This window comes from Neisseria subflava (genome assembly GCF_024205705.1).
Taxonomy (GTDB): Bacteria; Pseudomonadota; Gammaproteobacteria; order Burkholderiales; family Neisseriaceae; genus Neisseria; species Neisseria subflava_D.
This window is the reverse complement of record NZ_CP073115.1, coordinates 781,449-806,568: the sequence shown is the minus strand read 5'-3', so window position 1 is coordinate 806,568 and position 25,120 is coordinate 781,449. Positions and strand designations below refer to the sequence as shown.

Below are 25,120 nucleotides of genomic sequence, written 5' to 3'. Positions count from 1 at the left end.
TGCTCCCCTATGCATCCTGACTTGTGTGACAGAATTTTAACACCACGACCACATCATACAAGCAAATTCCCTGCCCGACTTGACGATTGAATGCTGAAACGATACCATCGAAAAGACGAAATTTTATTATATATTTGATAACTCTATTTACTATGGCAAAACTAAAAACCATCGCTCTGACCGTTTCAAGCCTGTCGGCAGTTTCCGCCACAGCCTACGCGCAAAACGCTACACCCAACCAAGTCGGCATGGCCATGATGCGCCTCAACTCCTCCCTGCTCGACCAAACCAAAGCACAAACCTTCGGATCTGGCAGCTTGTGGGCATCGTTGCGTAAAGACTTCCGCATCAACGAAGTCAACACAGAACTGGTTCGCCGCCATGAAAACAAATTTGCTGCAAACAGTGCATATTTCGACCGCACTATCTCTCGCAGCAAACCTTATATGTACCATATTGCCAATGAAGTTAAAAAACGCAATATGCCTGCTGAAATCGCTTTACTGCCTTTCATTGAAAGCGCATTCGTAACCAAAGCCAAATCTCATGTCGGCGCATCCGGCCTGTGGCAATTTATGCCGGCTACCGGCCGCCACTTCGGCTTGGAAAAAACGCCTTTATATGACGGCCGCCACGACGTTTATGCCGCTACCGATGCTGCATTGAACTACCTGCAATACCTGCACGGTATGTTCGGCGACTGGTCTTTGGCCCTTGCCGCCTACAACTGGGGCGAAGGTAACGTCGGCCGCGCCGTAAACCGCGCCCGTGCACAAGGTTTGGAGCCGACATACGAAAACCTGCGTATGCCGAACGAAACACGCAACTACGTTCCCAAACTTTTGGCCGTCCGAAATATCGTTGCCAATCCACAAACTTTCGGCATGAATATCAGTGAAATCAGCAATCAGCCGTATTTCAAATCCATCAGCATCGACAAACCTATTGATAACAGCACAATCGCTCGCTTTGCAAACATCAGCGAAAGCGAACTGTTGGCACTCAACCCAGGTTTCAATGCCCCGGTATTTATCCCTAAAAACAATCGTCGTCTGTTGTTGCCGGTTTCTGCGGTTTCTGCATTTGAAAAGAACTACCGCAATGCCAATCCAGATACCCTGATGTCTTGGGATATTTATACTTCTTTGGGCAACAAGAAGCTTAACGCCATTGCTAACGATACCGGCATGAGCGTAGCCGAACTCAAACGCCTCAACGGCCTGAGCGGTAGCGCCATTTCTGAAGGCCGCAGCATTTTGGTGGCTAAAAACTCAGCTACCCAAAGTCAAGACATTATTAACTTTATCGACAAAGACAATACGCCGGATACTTACCAATCCAATATGCCGGCTATGTCTCCAATTATTGCTTCCAACGTAGCAGAACCGGTTAAAGTCGCTCAAAATACCGTGACCAATATTGTTGCGCCTGTTGTTCCACAGTCCAGCAAATCGGTTGACTTTATTGCACGTAGCAAAGCTGAAAACGTTACTTCTGTAGCAGTAGCAGTAACAGAAACCAAAGCACAGCCTCAAGTTGCAAATGCGGAAGTAGCCGCCCCTGTTGTAGCCATGACCCATACTACTACTGAGCCTGCTGCCACAAATGTTGCTGAAGCACCCAAAACAGCTATTCCGGCCGACTTGACTGCACCAACTGTTGCCGCAAACGATGTAGCCCCTGCTCCAGCAGTTGAATCTGTTGCTGTTGCTCCGGTTCAAGAAGAGCATGATGACCTGATGGCTTTGGTACAAAGCCGACCTGCGGAGGAACCTGCAGCGACTGTTACTGAAGCGACTCCTGAAACCAAACAAGTTCAAACTGTTGTCACTGCTGAAAACGCTCGTACAGAACGTATCTCAGCCAATACCGTTAAACAACAAAGCCGCATCAATGCGCGTCTTGCCCGTATGAGTGAGCAACAAAACGCACAAACTGCAGCACTTGCAGCAGGCACACACCGTGTGGAAGATGGCGATACGTTGTTTAACATCTCCAAACGTTATAACCTGAGTGTAGCTGATTTGATTATTGCCAACAACATCAAAGGCAACAATATCAAAAAAGGCCAAATCCTCCGTGTTACAGCTGCTCCAGCAAAAGTCCGCGGCAACCCGATTCAAAACGTTTCCTACACTGTACGCAAAGGCGATACTTTGAACACCATTGCCAGCCGTTTCAATGTTGATGTTAATGATATTCGTCGTTGGAACCGCAATACCCGTACTGTGACCCCTGGTCAACGTTTGAAACTGATTGGTAGCTAATACTTGCTTCAAAACAAAGGCCGTCTGAAATATTCAGACGGCCTTTTTCTTTATGATAAATAATCAATTCAATTTTTAAAAACAAAATAGCTATATAAGCATCTGTTCAATAACTACGACATAGAAAAAGAGTGTGTAAAAACACACTCTTTCTCAAACAGATTGCCATCAAATTTTACTCTTAACACCTGCATTCAAACATATAAATTCTGTATAAACATCATTATGCCGGTGAAAAAGCATCACAGAAGAAGGTATCTTCCGGCAAGGCGCATTTTTGAGTCAGCAAACTTTGCGCACTCTCGGTCATAGCTGGTGACCCACAAGCATAAACTTCATATTGGCTCAAATCAGGATAATTTTGTGCGGCAACATTTTGCACATATCTATTCTCCCCTTTCCAATCGGAATCAGGCTTAGAAAGAACAGGCGAGAATTTCGCGTTTTTCAGACGACCTAGTAATGCTTCTGCTTCTTCCAATGCGTACAAATCCTCCTGCTGACGTGCTCCCCAGTAGAAATGAACCGGACGTTCGCTATTCTGATGAATCAAATCAAGCAAAATACTGCGGATAGGTGCGTAGCCTGTACCCGTTGCCAACAAAACAATCGGTTTATCGCTGTCCTTTTGCAAAGTAAACGTACCCAATGGGCCTTTAACACGGACAATGCCTTTTTCTTTGATTTTAGGCTCGGCACCAAAAATCATTTCTGAGCATACGCCGTTTTCACGTTTGCGGATATGCAGCTCCAAAACGCCTTCTTGGTCAGGCGAATTGGCGATTGAATAGCTGCGACTGATATTGCCGGGAAGCAGCAAATCAATATATTGTCCGGCATAAAATGCAAATGACGGCGCTTTAGGCAAAGCCAATCGCAACAAAGCAACATCATGTTTGATTTCAATCGTTTCAATGCGTACAGGTAAAGTACGCACCGGTAAAGCATTCGGATTAAACCCAGGCACATTGATTTTCAGGTCACTCTTCGCAGTAGTACAGCACAATAACACTTTACCTTGTGCTTTTTCTTCTTCACTGATGGCTTTATCAATATGTTTGCCCATTTCAAATTCGCCACTAATCAACTCAGCCTTACACTGCCCGCAGGCACCACTTTTGCAAGAATGAGGCAAATTTAAATTCTGACGGGTTGCGGCAGCAAGAACAGTTTCGTCCTCATTCGCCGTAAATGTAGTTTGATCTGGTAAGGTAATGGTATGTGTCATGGTATTTAGAATAAATTTATTATCAAAAACAAAGGCCGTCTGAAAATAAAACCTGTTTTCAGACGGCCTATCCTATCTATCAAGCCAATTTGGCTTTAATCAACTCTTGAACCTGAGCCGGATTGGCCTTGCCTTTACTTGCTTTCATCACTTGGCCGACAATCGCATTTAAGGCTTTTTCATTACCGGAACGGAATTGCTCAATGGCTTTCGCATTGTTTGCCAACACTTCATCCACCATCGCTTCAATTGCGCCAGTGTCAGTAATCTGTTGCAAACCATGTTTTTCGATGATTTCGTCAATACCTGCTTCAGGCTCAGCCCACATCGCTTCAAAAGCTTTTTTCGCCAATTTGCTGCTTAATGTTCCATCTGCAACTTTAGCAACCAACTCGGCAAGGCGTGGAGCTGTAATCGGGCTTTCAGCCAATTCCAAACCTTCTTTGTTCAAGGTAGCGGCAAGCTCGCCGTTCATCCAGTTCGCCGTCAATTTACCTTGGCCGCAGGCTTTGGCCGCTTCTTCAAAATAGGCAGCTTGGGCGCGGCTGGCAGTCAACAGGCGCGCATCATAGTCAGACACGCCGTAATCGGCAACAAAACGCGCCGCCATTTCATGCGGCAACTCAGGCATTTGCTCTTTGGCCTTTTGCAATTGGCCGTCTGAAATAATGACAGGCAGCAAATCCGGATCCGGGAAATAGCGGTAATCGTGCGCATCCTCTTTCAAACGCATCACACGGGTTTCGCCTTTTTCAGGATCAAACAGCATGGTTGCCTGCTGTACTTTACCACCATCTTCCAAAATTTCGATTTGCGCTTCCACTTCATAATTGATGGCTTGTTCCAAGAAGCGGAAAGAGTTGAGGTTTTTGATTTCACGGCGTGTACCGAACTCGGCCTGACCTTTTGGACGTACAGAAACGTTGGCATCAACACGGAACGAACCTTCCGCCATATTACCGTCGCAAATATCCAGCCAAGTCACTAAACCATGCAACGCTTTAGCATATGCCACAGCTTCGGCTGCGGAACGCATTTCAGGCTCGGAGACAACTTCCAACAAAGGCGTACCGGCACGGTTCAAGTCGATACCGGTAGCACCGTTCAAACCTTCATGTACGGATTTACCCGCATCTTCTTCCATGTGCGCACGGGTAACATTGATGGTTTTAACCTCATCGCCCACTACGATTTCCAGTTTGCCGTGTTCAACAATCGGCAAATCCAACTGGCTGATTTGATAGCCTTTTGGTAAATCAGGATAAAAATAGTTTTTACGGTCGAACACGTTTTTCTGATTGATTTTCGCATCCAAAGCCAAACCGAGTTTGATGGCTTTTTCGACGACTTCGCGGTTCATTACCGGCAATACGCCCGGCAACGCACACTCAACCACGCTGGCGTGGGCATTAGGCTCGGCACCGAATGCAGTGGATGCGCCGCTGAAGATTTTGGATTGGGTGTTGAGTTGGACGTGGATTTCCAGTCCGATTACGGTTTCCCAAGTCATAAGGGTCTTTCTGTCGAAAAAAAGTTAATCGGTTAAATGAGTGATTCGTTTTTCAGACGGCCTAAATAAAAAACCATAACAGGCCGTCTGTAAGATAAGTTTATTTCCTGCGGCGTTGGAAACCGGGCAGTTGCCAATGGAAACGGTATGCAGTCAGGCGAAACAACAATCCGCCGGCAAAGAGCAGGTTTAACGTAAAAATATTAATCCAGCCCAAATGCCCGAACAGATAAATCAGTCCGCCAATCAAAATAGCCACGCTGCCGTAAAGGTCGGTGCGCAAAATCATCGGCACATCATTGACCAAAATATCGCGCGCAATCCCGCCGCCAACGGCAGTCACAAAAGCCAAAGAAATAACGCCGAATAGATTGAGCTGCAAGGCCATACCGATTTGTGCGCCGGTAATGCTGAACGCTGCCAAACCGATGGCATCGGCAATAATAAAAGCAGCAGCCAAATAGGTGCTGCGATAACGTTGCACCCTTATCAACCATGCGATGGCAAGCGTGGCAAACACAACAATCAACGCATCGGTTTGCAAAAATACTTGCGGAATCCGGCCGACCAAGCTATCGCGTATCATGCCGCCGCCGACAGCCGTCAGTAACGCAGTAATGACGACACCGAGTACATCCAAACGCTTGTTGTAGCCGACCAAATAGCCGGAAATGGCAAACGCAGCTGTCCCAATGATTTGAATGAAGTCGGTGGCTGTCATGTTTTTAAATATCTACAATATGCAGCACCTCAATACATTCAGGCGCTTTTATATGGTTTATTTTCAGACGGCCTTGAATCATCAAGGCCCTAAAACATTATTCCGGCGCTTTAGTGTGCCAATCGCTGTTCAGCTGAACTTGATGTGCGGCACCCAAAATTTTGGCTTCGGAGAAATAGTTGCCGATAAATTGCACACCAATCGGCAGGCCGTTTGCGCTGAAACCGGCAGGCAGAGTCAGTGCAGGCAAACCGGCAAGGTTCACGGCGATGGTGTAAATATCGGATAAGTACATTTGCACAGGGTCGTGAATGTCGCTGCCGAGTTTTGGCGCGGCAGTCGGCGCAGTCGGCGCCAAAATGAAATCACATTGACCAAAGGCCGTCTGAAAATCATTGGCAACCAGACGGCGCAGTTTTTGCGCTTTCAAATAGTACGCATCGTAGTAACCATGGCTCAATACATAAGTACCGATCATGATACGGCGTTTGACCTCGCTGCCAAAACCTTCGGCACGGGTGTTGCTGTACATTTCTTCCAAATCGCCGAATTGCGCCGCACGATGGCCATAACGTACGCCGTCGAAACGGGACAAGTTGGTACTTGCTTCAGCAGAGGCAAGAACGTAATAAGCAGGAATCGACAATGATGTTTGCGGCAGGGAAACTTCAACAGTCTCCGCGCCTTGTGCTTTGAGCAAATCGATAACGCTTTGTAAGGCCGTCTGAACATCGGCATCTGCGCCTTCGCCGAAATATTCTTTAGGCAAACCGATTTTCAAACCTTTGAGCGGCTTGTCCAAATCACGGGTGTAGTCTTCTTTGTCGCGTTCCAAGCTGGTGGAATCGCGCTCGTCAAAGCTGGCCATGGCATTCAACAAAATCGCACAGTCTTCGGCTGTTTGCGCCATAGGGCCGGCTTGGTCAAAGCTGGAAGCATAGGCAACCATACCAAAGCGTGAAACCGTACCGTAAGTCGGCTTGATGCCGGTAATACCGCAATGCGATGCAGGCTGACGGATAGAACCGCCGGTATCCGAACCCAACGCAGCCGGTGCCAAACGCGCCGCAATCACGGCAGCCGAACCGCCTGACGAACCGCCGGGAACATGTTCAAGATTCCATGGGTTTTTGGTTGCGCCGTAGAACGAAGTCTCATTGGTCGAACCCATGGCAAATTCGTCCATATTGGTGCGGCCAAGAGTAACCATGCCGGCATCCAACAGGTTTTGCACCACAGTGGCAGTATAAGGAGAAACAAAGTTATCCAACATTTTAGAGCTGCATGCACTGCGCCAACCTGTTTGGCAGAAAATATCTTTGTAAGCAACCGGCACACCGGTCAAAGCCGTTGCATTACCGGCCGCGATACGCGCATCGGCTGCTTTAGCTTCAGCAAGGGTCTTATCTTGATCGATGGTCACATAGCCGTTGATGGCAGGGTTTTTCGCAGCAATAGCGGCCAAATATTCGGTCGCCAATTCGACTGCGGAAATTTGTTTGGATTGCAGCAGGCTGCTGGCTTGTTTGAGCGTGTAAGCGGTCATTGTGCCGTACTTTCTATAAAACAGTTTTTGCTTTCAAAACAGATATTGAAAACATCCGTTTAAATCAATAAATCGGGCCGTCTGGACAAAGTATCCTTTCAGACGGCCTTGCAATAGGGGCTTGCCGATAAGCAAAGGCCGTCTGAAACCTTATTCTTCAATTACTTGAGGAACGATATACAGGCGGTTGCGCACTTCGGGGGCAACCGCCTGATATCCTGCAGCGTGGTCAGTTTCAGTCACTTTATCTTCGCGCAGGCGCAAAGCGGCTTCGTGCGGATGCGCCATAGGTTCGATGCCGTCGGTATTGACGCTTTGCATGTTTTCAACCATGGCGAAAATGTCGTTCAACTCGGCAAGCGTTTTGTTTTTTTCTTCGTCCGTTAAAGTGAGGCGCGAGAGTTTTGCGATTTTTTCCACATCATTTAAGCTTAAAGCCATAAAAAATCCTTGTCTGATAGCAATGCCTCTTGGGTTTGGGGTATCATTGCATTTCGTCTTCTATGAAGCGAAGAATTATAACCGAAAACCAAACAGGTTGGCATGGTGTTTTGATTCAGACGGCCTTTTAAGGGCGCATTTATCCGTCTAAAACCGTGTACCTGTTTTTCTTATTTTAAATACTGCTTAACGCATCCGGGCTGGGCCGGAATTTCAGGAATCCTAATGTTTCGTCTTTTATCTCGTTTCCTCTCCAATGATATTGCCATCGATTTGGGCACGGCCAACACGCTGATTTTTGTACGCGGCAAAGGGATTGTTTTGGATGAGCCGTCCATGGTTGCGATTCAATCCGGTGCAGGCAATAAAAGTAAAATTATGGCGGTGGGCACGGAAGCCAAAAAAATGCAGGGCCGCGCGCCGCGCAATATTGAAATCGTCCGTCCGATGAGGGACGGCGTGATTGCTGATTTTGTGATTACCGAGCGTATGCTGGGTATGTTGATTAAAAAAGCCACTGAAGGACGGTCTTGGGTTCCGCCTCGTGTGGTTATCTGTGTTCCGGGTGGCTCTACCCAAGTGGAACGTAAAGCGATTTTGGATTCTGCGTTTGCTGCCGGCGCGGCAAGCGTGCATTTAATTGAAGAACCGATGGCCGCCGCTTTGGGCGCAGGCTTGCCGATTGAAGATGCGGCAGGTTCGATGATTGTCGATATTGGCGGCGGTACAACTGAAATCGGTATTCTTTCACTGGGCGGTATGGCCTATTCTGCTTCTGTCCGCGCAGCCGGCGACGAATTCGATAAAAGCATCATCCATTACCTGCGCCGCCATCGCGGCGTCTTGATCGGCGAAGCGACGGCAGAGGAATTGAAGAAACAAATCGGCTCTGCATCGGGCTTTGAAACAGAAACAGCCATGCGCATTAAGGGCCGCGATCTGGCCGAAGGTACGCCTAAATCCTTGGCAGTTACTTCAGATGAAATCCGTGAAGCATTGAGTGAAACGGTGAATCAAATCATCCGTGCTGTCCGTCTGGCTTTGGAACAGGCACCGCCCGAATTGGCCGGCGACATCGCTGACCGCGGCATTATGCTGACCGGCGGAGGAGCGCTTCTGCACGGTATCGATACCGTCTTGGCCGATGCAACCGGCCTGCCCGTCGGTATTGCCGACCAGCCTCTGAACTGCGTTACCTATGGTGCTGGTAAGGCTTTAGACTATATCGGCAAATGGGATACCGTATTCACGGAAAACCCATAAGGTAGATGGTTATGGAACGCTCTTCTTTGCGCTTTGACGAGGCAAAAGGCTCTAAGCTGTTGCCTCGTTTTGTCGTTTATATCACGCTGGCTGCCGGCCTGATGGTAGCCGATTACCGCTTTTCATTGATGCAGCCTGTACGTGCGGCAGTCATGCCCATGCTCTATCCTGTTCAATGGCTGGCGAATCAACCTGTTCAACTTTATCAATATTTTGCCGACCTCTCCCACTCTAAATCAGAGCTCTTGGAACAAAATCGCCGGCTTATGGAAGAAAATGGCCGTATGAAAATCGATTTGCAGCGAGATAAAGTCAATACCGATGAACTGCGCGAATTGAAAAAACTGTACGGTTTGCAACAAAAAGGCATTCACAACGTTATCGGTGCGGAAGTCATTTCCAATGGTAAAGATCCGCTTTCCGAAAGACTGATTATCGGCAAGGGCGGCCAAGATGGTTTGAAAGTTGGCGATGCGGTCATCGATCAAAGCGGTTTGATTGGCCTATTGACACAAGTTCACACACAAAGCGCGGAAATTGAACTGATCTCAAGCGGACAAAGCATTGTCCCCGTAGCCGTCAGCCGCACCGGCGAACGCAATTTGGCATACGGCAATGGCAACGGTTTGGATTTGCGCTATTTCCCAACCGGCTCAGACTTGAAACCCGGCGATATTCTGCTGACTTCCGGTTTGGACGGTACTTATCCGGCGGGGATTCCCGTTGCAACCGTCAGCAAGGTTGTCCGTGCATCGGGAACGCCTTATTACGATACGCAACTGACGCCTTTAGCCGCTTTACGCAGCAGCCGTTTTGTCTTGGTACTTTCTTCCGCCCCTTCTTCCCCACGCTGATTTCATGAACGATTTTGACGATTCTTACCGTGCAGTACCGCTACACATCATGGCGGCCAGTCTCATCGTGATGATGATACTGGACTTTATGCCGTTTTCCTTTGACGGGTTCTTCTGGCTGCCTGAAATGACGGCACTGATGCTGCTGTATTGGGCATTGCACCAACCGCAACGCGCAGGCATGGGACTGGCTTTTGCCATCGGTCTGATTGTCGATGCAGCAACCGCCGCGACTTTGGGCTTGCACGCCCTGTCTTACGTCGTGATGACTTATTTCATCTTAAACCGCCGCCGCCAAATCATGCTGTACGGCCACATTATGCAATTGGCCGCTGTCTTGGCTGCGTTGTTGCTCAATCAGGCCGTTTTAACTGCTGCCCGTCTGTTCCTCAATCATCAGGTCATCACTTTGCAAGGCTTTGTTGCTCCATTTGTCGGCGCACTGCTTTGGCCCATACTCAGCCAGCTGATGCTGATCGTGACCCGTATTTACCGCTCCCACTGAAAAGATGAAACCGATTCTTCCACGCCGTCTTTCCGGTGGTCAACATACCAAAAAACCTTCCGCTCAGGCAGCACAAGCCGATGCTTTGTTGCGCCTGCTCGTTGCATTTATCCTGATTGTTATCTTCTTTTCCATTTTGCTGGCGCGGTTCTTCTACCTGCAAGTAACTCAACACAATGAGTTTTCCGGTCAGGCATCGAGCAACCGTATTACCCTGATTCCAACGCCGCCTGTACGCGGCGAAATCGTCGATATCAACGGCGTTCCATTGGCCAAAAACTATCCTGTCTTTTCGCTCGAAGTTATTTCCAGCCGCATCGAAGGCAATATGGAAGATGTCATTGAAGCATTAAAAAAATACGTCGATATCACGCCGACAGATTTAAAACGCTTCAAAAAATACCGCGAAAGCTATCGAAAATTTGAAAATATCCCGCTCAAGCTTAGGCTGACCGATGAAGAGGTCGCCCGTTTGTCCGTTCATCTGCGTGAATTCAAAGGTGTAGAGGTCAACTCACGCACATTCCGCGAATATCCTTATGGCAAACTGACTTCCCATTTCTTAGGCTACATCGGCCGTATTAGCGATAAAGACAAAGAAATGCTGGAAGAAGAAGGCCTGACCGCCCTCTACCGCGGCAGTACGCACATCGGCAAATCAGGCTTGGAAAAATATTACGAACACCAGCTTCATGGCATTCCAGGCTATCAGGAAGTCGAAAAAGACGCTTACGGCAACATTGTCCGCGTATTGAAAAATGTCCCGTCCCAAATGGGGCAAACCTTGCGCCTGGGCATGGATATCCGTATGCAGCAGGAAGCCGACCGAATCTTGGGCGACCACCGTGGCGCATTGGTGGCCATCAATCCGCAAGACGGTACTGTTTTGGCTTTTGTTTCCAAACCTTCCTTTGATCCCAACCTCTTTATTGACGGCATCGACAGCGACACTTGGAAAATGCTGAATGACGATTGGAAAAAGCCTTTGATCAACCGCGTTACCCAAGGCCTTTATCCGCCGGGTTCTACATTCAAACCCTTTATGGGCATGGCCTTGTTGGAAAGCGGCAAAATCACTCAAAACACCATCGTCCCCGCCCCCGGCGCATGGAGCATACCCGGCAGCCGCCATATTTTCCGCGACTCTGTCCGCAGCGGCCACGGCTCGGCCAACTTGAGCAAAGCCATTCAAGTATCCTCAGATACCTTCTTCTACCGTTTGGGTTACGAAATGGGTATCGACAAAGCCTCTCCGTATCTGGCGCAATTCGGTTTCGGCCAGAAAACCGGCATTGACCTGCCCAGCGAATACACAGGCGTTTTGCCCAGCCGCGAATGGAAAGCCAAACGCTTTGCCAAGTCTTCCGACCCGACCGCCAAAGAATGGCGCGCCGGCGAAATGGTTTCCGTCAGCATCGGCCAAGGCTACAACGCCTACACGCCTTTGCAAATGGCACATGCGACAGCATCTCTGGCCAATAACGGTGTTGTCCATCAGCCACATTTGGTCAAAGAAGTATTGGATTTCGGCGCGCGCAAAATTACCCGTATCAGTCCTAATCCCGAACGTCAAATTCCATTCAAAACCGACAACTTCGAATACGTCAAACGCGCAATGGAAAAGGTATTGAAACCGGGCGGTACGGCGCACCGTATCGGTGGCGGACTCGCTTACACAATGGGCGGCAAAACCGGTACGGCCCAAGTCGTACAAATCAAACAGGGCGGCCGCTACAATGCCGCAGCCCTGCGCGAACAACACCGCGACCACGCATGGTTTATCTCGTTTGCGCCATTGGAAAAACCTGAAATCGCCATTGCCGTTATTTTGGAAAACGGCGGTTGGGGTGCGTATGCCGCGCCATTGGCTCGTGAAATGACTGATTTTTATATGCTTCACGTCAAGCCGCAACAGTTTTCAGACGGCCTTGAGTCAGATTCGGCCAAAACTGAAACAACGGACAAGCATCAGCCTATTACCAGCATTTTCCAATCTGCCTACGGACTGACTCCGACAAGCCCTGCCTCACAGCCGGAGGTTCATCATGAATAACACATCAGCGTGGAAAAATTTCAAATCCACCATTGCAGCCCCGATTGACCCTTGGCTGTTTTTTGCCATGCTCGCCATCTACATCATGAGCCTATTCCTGCTCTATTCTGCAGACGGGCAAGAGTTCGGCCAATTGGAAAACAAAACCATCCATACCGTTTTGGGCTTTGCCCTGTTATGGATTATCGCCGTATTTAAGCCGCAAACAGCTGCCAAAGTTGCCCTGCCTGTTTACATTGTCGGCGTATTACTGCTGATTGGCGTCGAAGTCGCCGGCGTTACCGTCAACGGCTCGACCCGTTGGCTGAGCCTCGGCTTTACCCGTATCCAACCTTCCGAAATCATGAAAATCGGTATTCCCATGACTGTCGCGTGGTATTTCCAACGCTATGAAGGCCGTCTGAAATGGATACATTATATTGTCGCCCTCGTGCTGATTCTTGTTCCTGTCGCCCTGATTTTGAAACAGCCAGATCTGGGTACGGCCGCGCTGATTATGGCTTCGGGTATTTTTGTCATCTTCTTTGCCGGATTGCCTTGGAAGGCCATTTTTGCTGCTATTATTGCCTTTGTGGCCGCTTTGCCGCTCTTGTGGAATTACGGCATGCACGACTATCAGAAAACCCGCGTCCTCACCCTGCTCGACCCAACCAAAGACCCATTGGGCGCAGGCTACCACATCATCCAATCCATGATTGCCATCGGCTCGGGCGGCGTATGGGGTAAAGGCTGGCTAAACGGTACGCAAACCCATTTGGACTATATTCCCGAATCAACGACTGACTTTATTTTCGCGGTATTCGGCGAAGAGTTCGGCCTGATTGGCAATATCCTTTTACTGCTGGTTTACCTCATCATTCTGGCACGCGGATTGTGGATTGCCGCGCAAGCTCAATCCCTTTACAGCCGTACTCTGGCAGGCGCGTTGACCATGACCTTTTTCTGCTATGCCTTTGTAAACATGGGCATGGTCAGCGGTATTTTGCCCGTTGTCGGCGTCCCCCTCCCTTGGTCAGCTACGGCGGTACGGCTACACTTTCCATCATGGTGGTACTAGCCTTGTTGATGGGTATTGCCAATGAACACAAAAACCTCCGCCGTCGTAATATAGACAACGACGACCTAACTGCAAGCAAGGAATAATATGGAATTAGGTGTAGAAATCGGCAAACTTCTCGTTGCACTTCTTGTACTGATCAACCCCTTCAGCGCGCTCTCAATTTATCTTGACCTGACACAAAACCACAGCACCAAAGAAAAGCGCAGAATCGCGCGTACTGCCGCATTGGCTGTTTTCATCGTGATTGTCGTCTTTGCACTGGGCGGCGGTATCTTGTTGAAAGTACTCGGTATCAGCGTGGGCTCTTTCCAAGTAGGCGGCGGTATTCTGGTTTTGCTGATTGCCATCTCCTTAATGAACGGCAACGATAATCCTGCCAAACCCAAAATTGATCCCCATTCAGAAGAACATCAAAGTGCGCAACAAGTCCGCCGCAATGAAAAAGCCATTGCCGTCGTCCCCATTGCCATTCCGATTACCATCGGTCCCGGCGGTATTTCTACCGTCATTATTTACTCCTCTGCCGCCAAAAATTACAGCGATATTGCCCTGATTATCATCTCCGGCTTTCTGGTCAGCCTGATTTGCTATCTCATCCTGATCGTTGCCGGACGCATCAGCAAACGCTTGGGCACTACCGGCCTGACCATCCTCAACCGTATCATGGGCATGATGCTTGCCGCCATTTCCGTAGAGATTATTGTTGCCGGCTTAAAATCTATTTTTCCCCAACTGGTCGCTTGAAGTACAATCATCACAATAAAAGGCCGTCTGAAACATTTTCAGACGGCCTCATAAAACATAAAAACAAAGGAGCCAACCATGTTTCACAGCACCAACGTTTTCACCGGAGAAACCATTTACAGCAGACCGGCGCAAAGCTATATCGAGTTCACCTACGAATTAAACCGCCTCCAAAGCCTTCAGCAAACCTTCGCCCAATCAAGCATTATCGAGCGCACCGCCCTCTTGCAGCAATTTGCCAACAGCCTTACCCAAAACCAAGAACGCCTCGCTGAAATGGTTTGCGAAGAAGTCGGACGCTGCCTGCACGAATGCCGTGCCGAAATCAGTAAATCCATCGAGCTTATCCGCTACTACGTCCGCCTTGCCCCGAACTGCTTGCCCATAAAACCATCGCCACCCAAGCCAGTCTCAGCCAAGTCCGTTTCGAGCCTTTGGGTATTGTTTTGGCGGTCATGCCGTGGAATTATCCTGTTTGGCAGATTTTACGATTTGCCATCCCTGCCCTTTGTGCAGGCAATGCTTGTGCAGTCAAACCTGCGCCCAGTGTTGCTCGCGTCAGCGAAACTCTCTTCGACCTTGTCCCCAAAGGCTTGCCGCTTATCGGCGCATGGTTAAGTCATGAAGACACGCTTAAAGCCATTGAAGATACCGATGCCATGGCGTTTACCGGTTCGACCCATACGGGCCGCCTGCTGGCCGCCCATGCAGGCAAACATCTGAAAAAAACCGTCCTTGAACTGGGCGGCAGCAATCCGTTTATTATTCTGCCTGATGCCGATCTGCAACGTGCAGCCATCGATGCCTGCTATTCACGCTTTCGCGATGCCGGACAATCCTGCAATGCCGCCAAACGCATCATTGTTACCCAAGATATTGCCGAACAGTTTATCCCGCTCTTCCTTGCCGAATGCGCCAAACTGCAAACCGGCAATCCCAAAGATCCGAACACCACCCTTGCCCCGCTTCACCGCAAAGACCTGCGTCAAACCGTACACGAGCAGGTTCAAGATGCGGTTGCACACGGTGCGCAATGCTTGAGCGGCGGCTATATCCCTGAGGGAGAAATCTGGTTTTACCCTGCCACGGTATTGGATCAAGTCAATCCAAACTGCCGCGTTTGGCACGAAGAAGTCTTCGGCCCGGTTGCCATGATCTTACGCGCCGACAATCCGGATCACGCCGTCGCACTTGCCAATGACACACCTTTCGGCCTCGGCGCCTGTATCTACACAGCCGACACGGCAAACGCATGGCAATATGCCGAAAAAATCCAAGCAGGCTCTGTCTTTATCAACCGCCACACCAGCAGCGACCTGCGCCTCCCCTTTGGCGGCGTCAAAGCTTCAGGTTATGGACGTGAGCTATCAGAATTCGGGCTGTACGAGTTCGTCAACGTCAAAACCTATTGGCAAAAATAAACCGTTTCATTAACTCAGACCGTCTGAAAACCCAATTTCAGACGGCCTGAGACCTTTGCAAAAAAGTCCTTTCCCCAACAGCCGAAACCCAAACACAGGTTTTCGGCTGTTTTTGTTTCAAATATCCGCTGACTCTACCCAAATATCCCCTTAATCCCTCTTGGATACCTGATAATCAGGCATCCGGCCACCTTTTAGGCGGCAACAGGCGCACTTAGCCTGTTGGCGGCTTTCAACAGGTTCAAACACATCGCCTTCAGATGGCTTTGTGCACTTACTTTAACCAGCCCGAAATAGGCTGCCCGGGCATAGCGGAATTTACGGTGCAGCGTACCGAAGCTTTGTTCGACCACATAACGGGTCTTCGACAAATACCGGTTACGTTTGGTTTGCGTTTCCGACAGCGGATGGTTACGGTGGGCTTTGCGCATAATGCCGTCCTGCAGCCGATGCTCTTCCAGATGTTGCCGGTTTTCCTCACTGTCATAGCCTTTATCGGCATAGACGGTCGTACCTTTGGGCAGTCCTTCCAACAAAGGCAACAGGTGTTTGCACTCATGGGCATTGGCGGGGGTAATGTGCAGTTTCTCGATATAGCCTTCCTCATCGGTGCGGGTATGTTGTTTGTAACCGAGTCTGTATAAACCGTTTTTCTTTGTCCAACGGGCATCTTTGTCTTTGCTCGGTGTGGTTTGGCCGCTGACTTGTCCTTCGTCATCGACTTCTATGGCCTGGCGCTGTTTGCTACCGGCGGTCTGAATAATGGTGGCGTCAACGACGGCGGCGGATGCTTTCTCTACTTTTAGGTTTTTCTCGGCCAGTTGGCAGTTAATCAGTTCCAGCAGTTCGGACAGGGTATTGTCTTGCGCCAGCCAGTTACGGTAGCGGCATAAGGTGCTGTAATTGGGGATGCTCAGTTCGTCAAAACGGCAAAACAGGTTGAAATCGATGCGGGTAATAAGGCTGTGTTCGAGTTCGGGATCGGAGAGGCTGTGCCATTGGCCGAGCAAGACGGCTTTGAACATGGACAACAGGGGATAGGCGGGACGGCCGCGGTGGTCTCGGAGGTAACGGGTTCTTTGACGATTCAGGTATTGTTCGATCGGTTGCCAATCAATCACCTGATCCAACTTCAATAGTGGGAAACGGTCGATGTGTTTGGCAATCATGGCTTGGGCGGTTTGCTGGAAGAAGGTGCTCATGGAAAATTCCCTAAATGTCTTGGTGGGAATTTAGGGGATTTTGGGGAATTTTGCAAAGGTCTCGGCCTGATGTTTTTTTTTAAAGACTGGCAAAAATGTTGTATTTAAAACCCATACCAATTCTGCAAAATCAAAGCGGCTCAAAAATAAGCAACCTATTTTAGAAAGCAATTTATATTTCCATGCCTATTTTGAATCGGCAGCTTACCATGTTCATCATTCCAGCCGTTTCATTAAACTCTCTATAAAATACGCGACAAACAAAAATGCCGTCTGAAATACAACTTTCAGACGGCATTTTCAATCAAATACTACTTACCGGATTACAATTTCAAACCGGCCAGTTTAGCAGCATACGCATCCAAATCGGCGATTGGACGGGTAGCCACGCCGCTTTCCATTGCCGCTTTAGCAGTAGCTGTAGCAACGCGAGGCAACAGGCGGGAATCGAATGGGGTAGGAATCAGGTATTCCGCACCGAATTCAAATTTCTTACCGTAAGCGGCAACCACTTCTTCAGTTACCTCTTCCATCGCCAAATCAGCCAAAGCGTACACGCAGGCGCGTTTCATTTCTTCGTTAATGGTGGTCGCGCCGACATCCAATGCGCCACGGAAGATAAATGGGAAGCACAATACGTTGTTCACTTGGTTCGGGAAGTCTGAACGGCCGGTACCGATGACCACATCCGGACGGGTTTCTTTTGCCAATGGAGGCAGGATTTCCGGATTCGGGTTTGCCATGGCGAACACGATTGGTTTTTCGTTCATGGTGTTCAGCATTTCAGGCGTCAGCAGGTTTGCACCGGACAGACCCAAGAAGATGTCTTTACCTTTAACGGCATCGGCCAATACGCGTTGGCCGTTGTCTTCAATGGCGTAGAACTGTTTGGACTCGTCCATACGGTCTTTGTCTTCGCGGGTTTTGTAAATCACGCCTTTGGAGTCGCAAACGGTCACGTTTTCGCGTTTCAGACCCAAATCCAGCAATTGGTTCAAGCAGGCAATCGCGGCCGCACCTGCGCCGGAGCACACCAAAGTCGCTTCTTCAATTTTACGGCCGGTATGACGCAAAGCGTTCAACACAGCGGCGGCGGTGATGATGGCGGTACCGTGTTGGTCGTCGTGGAATACGGGGATTTTGCAGCGTTTGCGCAATTCGCGTTCGATGTAGAAGCACTCGGGCGCTTTGATGTCTTCAAGGTTGATACCGCCGAAAGTCGGTTCCAAAGAAGCGATGATGTCCACCAGTTTTTGCGGGTCTTTTTCATCGATTTCGATATCGAATACGTCAACACCGGCGAATTTTTTGAACAATACGCCTTTGCCTTCCATAACAGGTTTGCCGGCCAATGCGCCGATGTTGCCCAAACCCAACACTGCGGTACCGTTGGAAATCACGGCAACCAAATTGCCTTTGGCGGTGTATTTGTAGGCATTTTGCGGATCGGCATGGATTTCCATACAAGGAGCGGCTACGCCCGGAGAGTACGCCAACGCCAAGTCTTTAGAAGTAGCCAGAGATTTGGTTGGGGTAACGGAGATTTTGCCCGGCACGGGGAATTCGTGGAACTGCAGGGCGGCTTCTTTTAATGAATTTTCCATTTGTCGATCCTGTTTGCGAGAGAGAGATTTTACAGCGAACAATTCTGAAACGGGCTGCTTCAGACATTTAAACTTCTAAAGTCGGTTTGTTAACAGACAGACTTTGTAAGAGGCCGTAATTTTATCATGTTCTTTCGGTGGCGCATACCTAATATTTATTTCATTTGTTTTGATGTTTCGGTTTAATCGGTTTTATGTCTAAAAACTTCTGTAATAATATTTCTTCGCTACATCAATCTTCTTTCAGACGGCATTTTATTTAAACTTAAACATTCAATCCAAAATGACTGTCCAGTGCGGTTTCAATCTGGGTTTTGACTGCGTCCAGACTTTGGCTGCTGTCGATGACGGCGTATCGTTCCGGCTGTTTGGCAGCACGTTGCAAATACACTTCCCGCACCCGATTGAAAAACTCGGCTGCCTCTTGCTCGAAGCGGTCTTTCTCGCGCGTTTGGTTGATGCGCGCCATCGATACTTCCAAAGGCACATCCAACAGCAAGGTCAAATCGGGACGGAAATCACCCTGTACCCAATGCTCAAGCGTGGCAATATCTTGCAAGGGAACGCCGCGTCCGCCGCCTTGGTAGGCAAACGTTGCATCGGTAAAGCGGTCGGAAACGACATGCGTGCCGTTTTTCAGGGCAGGCAGAATGACGGTTTCCAAGTGTTGCTGTCTGGCGGCAAACATCAACAGGGTTTCAGTACGCAGGCTGACTTGGGTGGCAGGGTTGAGTAGGATTTCGCGCAATGCTTCTCCGGCAGGCGTGCCTCCCGGTTCGCGCGTAAACAATACGGGCAGTTTGTGTTTCTCAAACCATGCTTTCATTACGGCGAGGTTGGTGGATTTGCCTGCGCCGTCTATGCCGTCAAGGGTAATAAATCTGGGTTTCATATGGATATCGTTAATCTAAAGGCCGTCTGAAACTGGGATTATAAATGTTTCAGACGGCCTATTCGGTTTATTTCTTCAAAATATATTTGCGTACGGCGGCGTTGTGTTCAGAAAGATTGTGGCTGAACTCGCTCAGGCCCGTACCATCCATTTTCGAGACGAAATACAGATATTTTTCATTAGACGGATGACCCGCTGCTTCAAGCGCGGCCTTGCCGGGAAGCGCAATCGGCGTCGGCGTCAAACCGCTGCGCGTATAAGTATTGTAAGGCGTATCGCGTTGCAGGTCGGCTTTGCGGATTCTGCCCTTATACGCATCACCCATGCCATAGATGACAGTCGGGTCGGTTTGCAGGCGCATGCCGATATTCAGGCGGTTGACGAATACGGCGGCCACATGGGCGCGGTCGTCTTCGTGCGCGGTTTCTTTTTCAATCAGACTCGCCATAATCAGCATTTCGTACGGATTTTTATAAGGCAGGCCGCTTTGACGGTCATCCCATGCTTCTTGCAGGTTTTCCCGCATTTTACGGTAGGCGATTTTGTAAATTTGAAGATCGCTGCCGCCGGCATCAATTTCGTAACTATTCGGGAAAAACTGTCCTTCGGGATTGCTGCTCAAAGCGTCGGGTGCTACTTCGGCCATCAGTTTTTCATCGCTCCAGCCGCGCGTATCATGGGCAATATCGGCAGTGTTGTCGATAATACGGCGCATTTGTGCAAACCGCGCACCCTCTAGAATTTGCACGCTGACCGAATCAGGACGGCCTTTTTTAATGCGTTTTAAAATGTCCCAAGCCGATACTTTGGCAGACAGGCGGTAAGAGCCGGCATTGAGTTGGTTGTGCACGCCCATCACATATGCGGCGGCTACCAACACATAACGGTTATAAACAATGCCGTCTTGAGCCAGTTTGCGGCTGACGGAAGAGATACCTTGATTCTTAGCAATGGTAATACGGTATGGCTTGCCGTTGTCTTTCGGAACAAACAACAATGCGGCAACCACGGCGGCAAATGCCGTCAAAAATACGGCCAGCCATTTCAACAATTTTTTCAGCATGGTAGGATTCTTGGTTTGTGAACGTGTCGGGCGACAGTATAACCGAAAACAAGCATATTAAGCCTGTCGCATTCCCCAACGTATGTTTTCCTATCCCGAAAGGCCGTCTGAAACCATGAATTCTCCTTCAAAAAACACTTGGCAAAACGGCCGTTGGCTGAATGCACGCCAAACTCATTCGCCCAATTTCAGCCCGCGCGAACCGGATGAAGACATCTCTTTGGTTGTCCTCCACAATATTTCCCTCCCTCCTTTTGAGTACAACACAGGGGCAGTGGAAAAATTGTTTACCAACCAAATCAACCCTGACGAGCATCCTTTTTTCAGTATCATCCACACCCTGCGCGTCTCCAGCCATTTTTTCATCAGCCGTAAGGGCGAAACCGTCCAATTCGTTTCCTGCGACGACATGGCCTATCATGCTGGCGTATCGTCGTTTCAAGGCAGAGAAAAATGCAATGCCTTCTCCATCGGTATCGAATTGGAAGGCTGCGATTTCGAGCCTTTTACCGAAGCACAATACACCAGCCTGCAAGCCTTGCTGACCGCCATTTCCGAACATTACCCAATTCAGGCCGTTACCGGTCATCAGGACATCGCGCCGGACAGGAAAACCGATCCCGGACATTTCTTCGATTGGCCTCGCCTTCAAAAAGCAGGTTTCCCCGTCCGGCGCGGATAACTTTCAGACGGCCTGAACAATGATTGGCAGACATAATGCTGTCACAACCGTTTATTTTCGTTATAATTCAGCTATTCATTCGGACGCATAAAGTCCGGCTCCAACGAACTTCCCACGCAGCAAGATTCCGCACCCTGAAAAAGACGGAATGCTGCCTTTTTAAAAAGTGATTACTCCATGATTTTCATCGTCTTAGCCCTCGCCGCCCTTTTGGCGGTCATCGGTTACAACATGTACCAGGAAAACCAATACCGCAAACAAGTGCGCGAACAATTCGGCCATTCCGATAAAGATGCGCTTTTGACCAGCAAAACCAAGCACGTCCGCGACAGCAAAGAAACCGGCGGCCAGGGTTTGTTTATCAAGAAAAACAAAAAAACCGAAGAGGCATTGCGCAACCTGCAAGAGCAAGATGAAATCTACGCGGCAAAAGCCAAACTGGCTCACCCTGCCCAACTTAAAACCGATGTCGAGCTGACCGTGGAAGACGACTTCTCCGCAGAAGAAAAAGTCCAACACACCGTTATCGGTTTGAACAACGAAATTACCGTAAGCCCTTCCGAAGCCGCTTCTGCTCCGGTTGAAACTGCAGCCGAGCCTGTGGCACAAGTACCATTGATCAGCCTGGACGAATTGTCTCAAGTCGAGCTGCCTTGGTTTGACCCGCGCTTCGACTACATGGCCTACATCTCCCTGAAACAAGCCCAAGAATTGCACGCCCTGCCGCGCCTTTCCGGCACACACCGCTTCCAAATCATCGGTTGCACCATGGACGACCATTTCCGCGTTGCCGAACCGATTCCGGGCGTTTATTACCAAGGCTTCGTCATGGGCCTGCAAGCTGTCAGCCGCAATGGTTTGGCCGCGCGTGAAGAGCTGCAACACTTTGACCAACAGGTTGATGCTTTTGCCCAACTGATGGACGGCAAAGTTTTGCATACCGACTTGGATGCTTTCACCGAAGTCGCACAAGCCCTCGACCAATTCTGTGCGCGTGTTGACCAAACCATCGCCATTCACTTGGTTTCCCATTCCAATATCAGCGGCGTAGAGTTGCGTGCCGCCGTGAAAGATACAGGCTTCAAACTGGGTGAAGACGGCGCGTTCCACTTCGGCGACAACAACAACCCTCAACTGTTCTCTATCCATACTTTGGACAACAAACCGTTTACCAATCCTTTGCTGGACAACCAAGCCTACCGCGGCTTCAGCATGCTTTTGGATATTCCGCATGTTCCTGCCGGCGAAAAAACTTTCGACAAATTTATGGACTTGGCTGTCAAACTTTCCGGCCAACTCAGCTTAGATTTGGTTAACGACCAAATGGAAGAAGTTTCCACCCAATGGCTCAAAGACGTACGCAACTACGTTTTGGCCCGTCAGGAAGAAATGCTTAAAGTCGGCCTCAAACCCGGCAGCAAACAAGCCCTGCGCCTATTCTCTTAAAATTCCCCAATCAAAAAGCGGATATGCAATGACGGCATATCCGCTTTTTTTCAGGTAAAATCCCTTCATCTTCAATATTCATCGATTTTCAGACGGCCTCTCTATCATCAGGCCGTCTGAAAACTCTATTTCGATTGCTCATGAATCCGACCGCACAACGTATCAAATACCTGACCGACCTCCTCAACCGCTACGCCTACGAATATTACACCCTAGACGCGCCCAGCGTACCCGATGCCGAATACGACAAATTGTTCCGCGAGCTTGAAGCATTGGAGCGGAACTATCCCGAGTTCAAACTGCCTGACAGCCCGACCCAGCGTGTCGGTGGCGAGCCTTTGGCAGGCTTTGCCGAAGTACGCCACGAAGTACCGATGCTGTCGCTGACCAACGCCTTCTCGCCACAAGATGAAAATGGCGTTTTTGACCATGCCGAAATGTATGCTTTCGATGAGCGCGTTCGTAGCGGATTAAACGGAGAAAAACCAGAATACGTTATCGAACCTAAATTTGATGGTCTGGCCATCAGCCTGCTGTACCGCGACGGCGTATTGACTCAAGCGGCAACCCGTGGCGATGGTACAACAGGCGAAGACGTTACCCAAAACGTCAAAACCGTATCCAACATCCCCCTACGCCTGCATGGAGAAAATATTCCCGAGCTTATCGAAATACGCGGCGAAGTACTGATGCTCAAAGCCGATTTTGCCGCCTTAAACGCACGACAAGCTGAAAATGGACAAAAACCTTTCGCTAATCCACGCAATGCCGCCGCCGGTAGTTTGCGCCAACTCGATTCGCGCATTACAGCACAGCGCAAACTGCATTTCTTTCCCTATTCCATTGCCCGACAACAAGGCGGTTTTATCGCGGAAGAACACCTGCAAGAGCTGAGCTACTGTAAAGAGCTTGGTTTCAGCCTGCCCGATGGTAATTTCAGCTGTTTCCAAAATATCGACGAAATATTGGCATTTTACGAGAAAATGCAGCAAAAACGCCCTACTCTGCCCTACGAAATCGACGGCATGGTGGTCAAAGTCAACAGTCTGGCACAACAAGAAAAACTGGGGTTCATCTCACGTGCGCCGCGCTGGGCCATTGCCCACAAATTTCCTGCTGAAGAAGCATTGACCATTGTCGAAGCCATTGATGTACAAATCGGGCGCACCGGTGCAGTAACCCCTGTCGCCCGCCTGCAACCTGTATTCGTCGGCGGCGTTACCGTTACCAACGCCACCCTGCACAATCAGGACGAAGTATCGCGCAAAGACGTGCGCGTTGGCGATACCGTCGTCGTGCGCCGCGCCGGAGACGTCATTCCCGAGGTGGTGCGCGTGATTTTTGAACGCCGCCCAATGCAGGAGACCAATATTTCCGTTTCAGACGGCCTGCAAGACGATTTGTTTGCCGAAACACCTTCTGAAACCCGATCCGAACCGCTTCACAAACCTTACCGCCTGCCCACCCATTGCCCTATCTGCCGCAGCGAAATCGAACGCGAAGAAGGCGAAGCGGTTGCCCGATGCAGCGGCGGTATGCTTTGCCAAGCACAACGCGCGCAAGGTTTAATCCACTTCGCCTCACGCAAAGCCATGGACATTGACGGACTTGGACAAAAACAAATCGAGCAGCTGGTAGCACAAGATTTGGTTCGCCATTTCGCCGACCTCTACCGTCTCGATATTCCAACCCTGCAAAAAATGAAGGAAACAGCGGATAAAGCGTCAGCTAGTGAAGAAGAACCATCAAACAGTGAAATTGGAGACTTTGAAGGCGAGACCGGCAATACTCTGCTTGCCAAAAACAATAAAAAACAGCCGACCAAATGGGCAGAAAACATCCTTGCAGGCATAGAAGCCAGCAAAACGCCCGAACTTGCGCGTTTCCTTTTTGCCCTCGGCATCCGTCACGTCGGCGAACGCACCGCCAAAACGTTGGCTCAGGCATTCGGTACGCTCGAACATGTCCGCCATGCACCCGAACTCATCCTCGCCTGCCTGCCCGATATCGGCACGGTGGTTGCCCACTCCATTGCCCACTTTTTTGCCCAAGAAGCGCAACAGGCGATGATCGACGAGCTGCTAACTGTAGGTGTTGCCCCACAAAGCCAGGCTGTCACTATCCCGCCGTTGCGCCATGCTGAGCCGCAACGCTGGATTGCCCGCCTGCCTGATTTTAAAATCAGCGAAACTAAAGCACTGGCCTTGTGGGAGCTTGCCGGACAAAGCATAGAAGGTTTGCAAACTGACAAAGCGTTGCCTGCCGATTGGCAGACATGGCGCAGCAAACCGCAAAACGCAGCCCTGCTTGAAAATATGAAAACTTTCTTTGCTCAAATGCTATCTAATCTTCAAGATGAAACTATTTCAGACGGCATTAATGAGGACATAGCAGGTAAAACCTTTGTATTAACAGGGACTTTACCCACACTCAAACGCGACCAAGCCCAAGCCATGATTGAGGCTGCAGGCGGTAAAGTTTCCGGCAGCGTATCCAAAAAAACCGACTACGTTGTCGCTGGAGAAGCCGCAGGCAGTAAATTGGAAAAAGCCCAAGCTTTGGGCGTGGCCGTATTGAGCGAAGAAGAATTACTGTCGTTGCTGAGATAAGACAGTATC

18 protein-coding genes and 2 pseudogenes are annotated in these 25,120 nt (G+C 49.5%); 11 read left to right on the top strand and 9 right to left on the bottom strand.

The window, feature by feature from the left end; all coding sequences use genetic code 11:
• Nucleotides 1-152 precede the first annotated feature (152 nt).
• The gene (locus tag KCG54_RS03880) at nt 153-2,267 is read left to right on the top strand and encodes a LysM peptidoglycan-binding domain-containing protein (protein ID WP_254324713.1); all 2,115 of its coding nucleotides are present in this window, start codon (nt 153-155) and stop codon (nt 2,265-2,267) included.
• Nucleotides 2,268-2,490: 223 nt separating this feature from the next.
• On the opposite strand, the gene KCG54_RS03875 is transcribed toward KCG54_RS03880, so the two are convergent.
• The 5 genes from KCG54_RS03875 to gatC form a co-directional block, all read right to left on the bottom strand.
• Nucleotides 2,491-3,495 (bottom strand): FAD-binding oxidoreductase, encoded by a 1,005-nt coding sequence (locus KCG54_RS03875; RefSeq protein WP_254324712.1) that lies wholly within the window; start codon nt 3,493-3,495, stop codon nt 2,491-2,493.
• A 79-nt stretch (nt 3,496-3,574) separates the two neighbouring features.
• Entirely contained in the window at nt 3,575-5,005 is a 1,431-nt protein-coding gene (gene gatB / locus KCG54_RS03870) for an Asp-tRNA(Asn)/Glu-tRNA(Gln) amidotransferase subunit GatB (RefSeq protein ID WP_254324711.1), read from the bottom strand.
• A gap of 100 nt (nt 5,006-5,105) precedes the next feature.
• Nucleotides 5,106-5,726, bottom strand: coding sequence for a trimeric intracellular cation channel family protein (locus KCG54_RS03865; protein WP_254324710.1), 621 nt, complete (start codon nt 5,724-5,726; stop codon nt 5,106-5,108).
• Nucleotides 5,727-5,823: 97 nt separating this feature from the next.
• Nucleotides 5,824-7,272: an Asp-tRNA(Asn)/Glu-tRNA(Gln) amidotransferase subunit GatA gene (gatA, locus tag KCG54_RS03860; protein WP_004520128.1), complete on the bottom strand. Its 1,449-nt coding sequence runs from the start codon at nt 7,270-7,272 to the stop codon at nt 5,824-5,826.
• A gap of 150 nt (nt 7,273-7,422) precedes the next feature.
• Entirely contained in the window at nt 7,423-7,713 is a 291-nt protein-coding gene (gene gatC / locus KCG54_RS03855) for an Asp-tRNA(Asn)/Glu-tRNA(Gln) amidotransferase subunit GatC (RefSeq protein WP_254324709.1), read from the bottom strand.
• 225 nt (nt 7,714-7,938) lie between these two features.
• On the opposite strand from gatC, the gene KCG54_RS03850 reads away from it, so the two are divergent.
• The 7 genes and pseudogenes from KCG54_RS03850 (at nt 7,939) to KCG54_RS03820 (ending at nt 15,613) form a co-directional block, all read left to right on the top strand.
• A complete protein-coding gene (locus KCG54_RS03850) occupies nt 7,939-8,976 on the top strand; it encodes a rod shape-determining protein (RefSeq protein ID WP_254324708.1) in 1,038 nt (345 codons plus the stop codon).
• Between the two features lie 11 nt (nt 8,977-8,987).
• Complete coding sequence (gene mreC, locus KCG54_RS03845; protein ID WP_254324707.1) at nt 8,988-9,830, top strand: rod shape-determining protein MreC; 843 nt, start codon at nt 8,988-8,990, stop codon at nt 9,828-9,830.
• Nucleotides 9,831-9,834: 4 nt separating this feature from the next.
• Nucleotides 9,835-10,335 carry a rod shape-determining protein MreD gene (mreD, locus tag KCG54_RS03840; RefSeq protein ID WP_254324706.1) on the top strand — a complete coding sequence of 167 codons (501 nt, stop codon included), beginning with the start codon at nt 9,835-9,837 and terminating at the stop codon, nt 10,333-10,335.
• A 4-nt stretch (nt 10,336-10,339) separates the two neighbouring features.
• Complete coding sequence (gene mrdA / locus KCG54_RS03835) at nt 10,340-12,388, top strand: penicillin-binding protein 2 (protein ID WP_254324705.1); 2,049 nt, start codon at nt 10,340-10,342, stop codon at nt 12,386-12,388.
• A pseudogene (rodA, locus tag KCG54_RS03830) lies at nt 12,381-13,531 on the top strand (rod shape-determining protein RodA). Before mrdA ends, rodA begins: the two are co-directional and overlap by 8 nt.
• A 1-nt stretch (nt 13,532) precedes the next feature.
• Nucleotides 13,533-14,192, top strand: coding sequence for a MarC family protein (locus KCG54_RS03825; RefSeq protein ID WP_254324704.1), 660 nt, complete (start codon nt 13,533-13,535; stop codon nt 14,190-14,192).
• A 78-nt stretch (nt 14,193-14,270) separates the two neighbouring features.
• A pseudogene (locus KCG54_RS03820) lies at nt 14,271-15,613 on the top strand (aldehyde dehydrogenase family protein).
• A gap of 194 nt (nt 15,614-15,807) precedes the next feature.
• Here KCG54_RS03820 and KCG54_RS03815 read toward each other — a convergent pair.
• The 4 genes from KCG54_RS03815 to mltG all read right to left on the bottom strand — a co-directional run bounded on the left by KCG54_RS03815 (nt 15,808) and on the right by mltG (nt 20,374).
• Nucleotides 15,808-16,815 carry an IS5 family transposase gene (locus tag KCG54_RS03815; protein WP_254324703.1) on the bottom strand — a complete coding sequence of 336 codons (1,008 nt, stop codon included), beginning with the start codon at nt 16,813-16,815 and terminating at the stop codon, nt 15,808-15,810.
• Between the two features lie 323 nt (nt 16,816-17,138).
• Nucleotides 17,139-18,419, bottom strand: a complete 1,281-nt coding sequence (locus KCG54_RS03810) for a malic enzyme-like NAD(P)-binding protein (protein WP_079453762.1) — start codon at nt 18,417-18,419, stop codon at nt 17,139-17,141.
• 265 nt (nt 18,420-18,684) lie between these two features.
• On the bottom strand, nt 18,685-19,311 hold the full coding sequence (gene tmk / locus KCG54_RS03805; RefSeq protein ID WP_036490420.1) for a dTMP kinase: 627 nt from the start codon (nt 19,309-19,311) through the stop codon (nt 18,685-18,687).
• Between the two features lie 67 nt (nt 19,312-19,378).
• The gene (gene mltG, locus KCG54_RS03800; RefSeq protein ID WP_254324702.1) at nt 19,379-20,374 is read right to left on the bottom strand and encodes an endolytic transglycosylase MltG; all 996 of its coding nucleotides are present in this window, start codon (nt 20,372-20,374) and stop codon (nt 19,379-19,381) included.
• 115 nt (nt 20,375-20,489) lie between these two features.
• Here mltG and ampD point away from each other — a divergent pair, with 115 nt between their 5' ends.
• The 3 genes from ampD to ligA all read left to right on the top strand — a co-directional run bounded on the left by ampD (nt 20,490) and on the right by ligA (nt 25,111).
• Nucleotides 20,490-21,056 (top strand): 1,6-anhydro-N-acetylmuramyl-L-alanine amidase AmpD, encoded by a 567-nt coding sequence (ampD, locus tag KCG54_RS03795; protein WP_188213859.1) that lies wholly within the window; start codon nt 20,490-20,492, stop codon nt 21,054-21,056.
• A 177-nt stretch (nt 21,057-21,233) separates the two neighbouring features.
• Entirely contained in the window at nt 21,234-22,502 is a 1,269-nt protein-coding gene (locus KCG54_RS03790) for a cell division protein ZipA C-terminal FtsZ-binding domain-containing protein (RefSeq protein ID WP_254324701.1), read from the top strand.
• A gap of 140 nt (nt 22,503-22,642) precedes the next feature.
• Nucleotides 22,643-25,111 (top strand): NAD-dependent DNA ligase LigA, encoded by a 2,469-nt coding sequence (ligA, locus tag KCG54_RS03785; RefSeq protein ID WP_254324700.1) that lies wholly within the window; start codon nt 22,643-22,645, stop codon nt 25,109-25,111.
• The last annotated feature ends 9 nt before the right edge of the window (nt 25,112-25,120 follow it).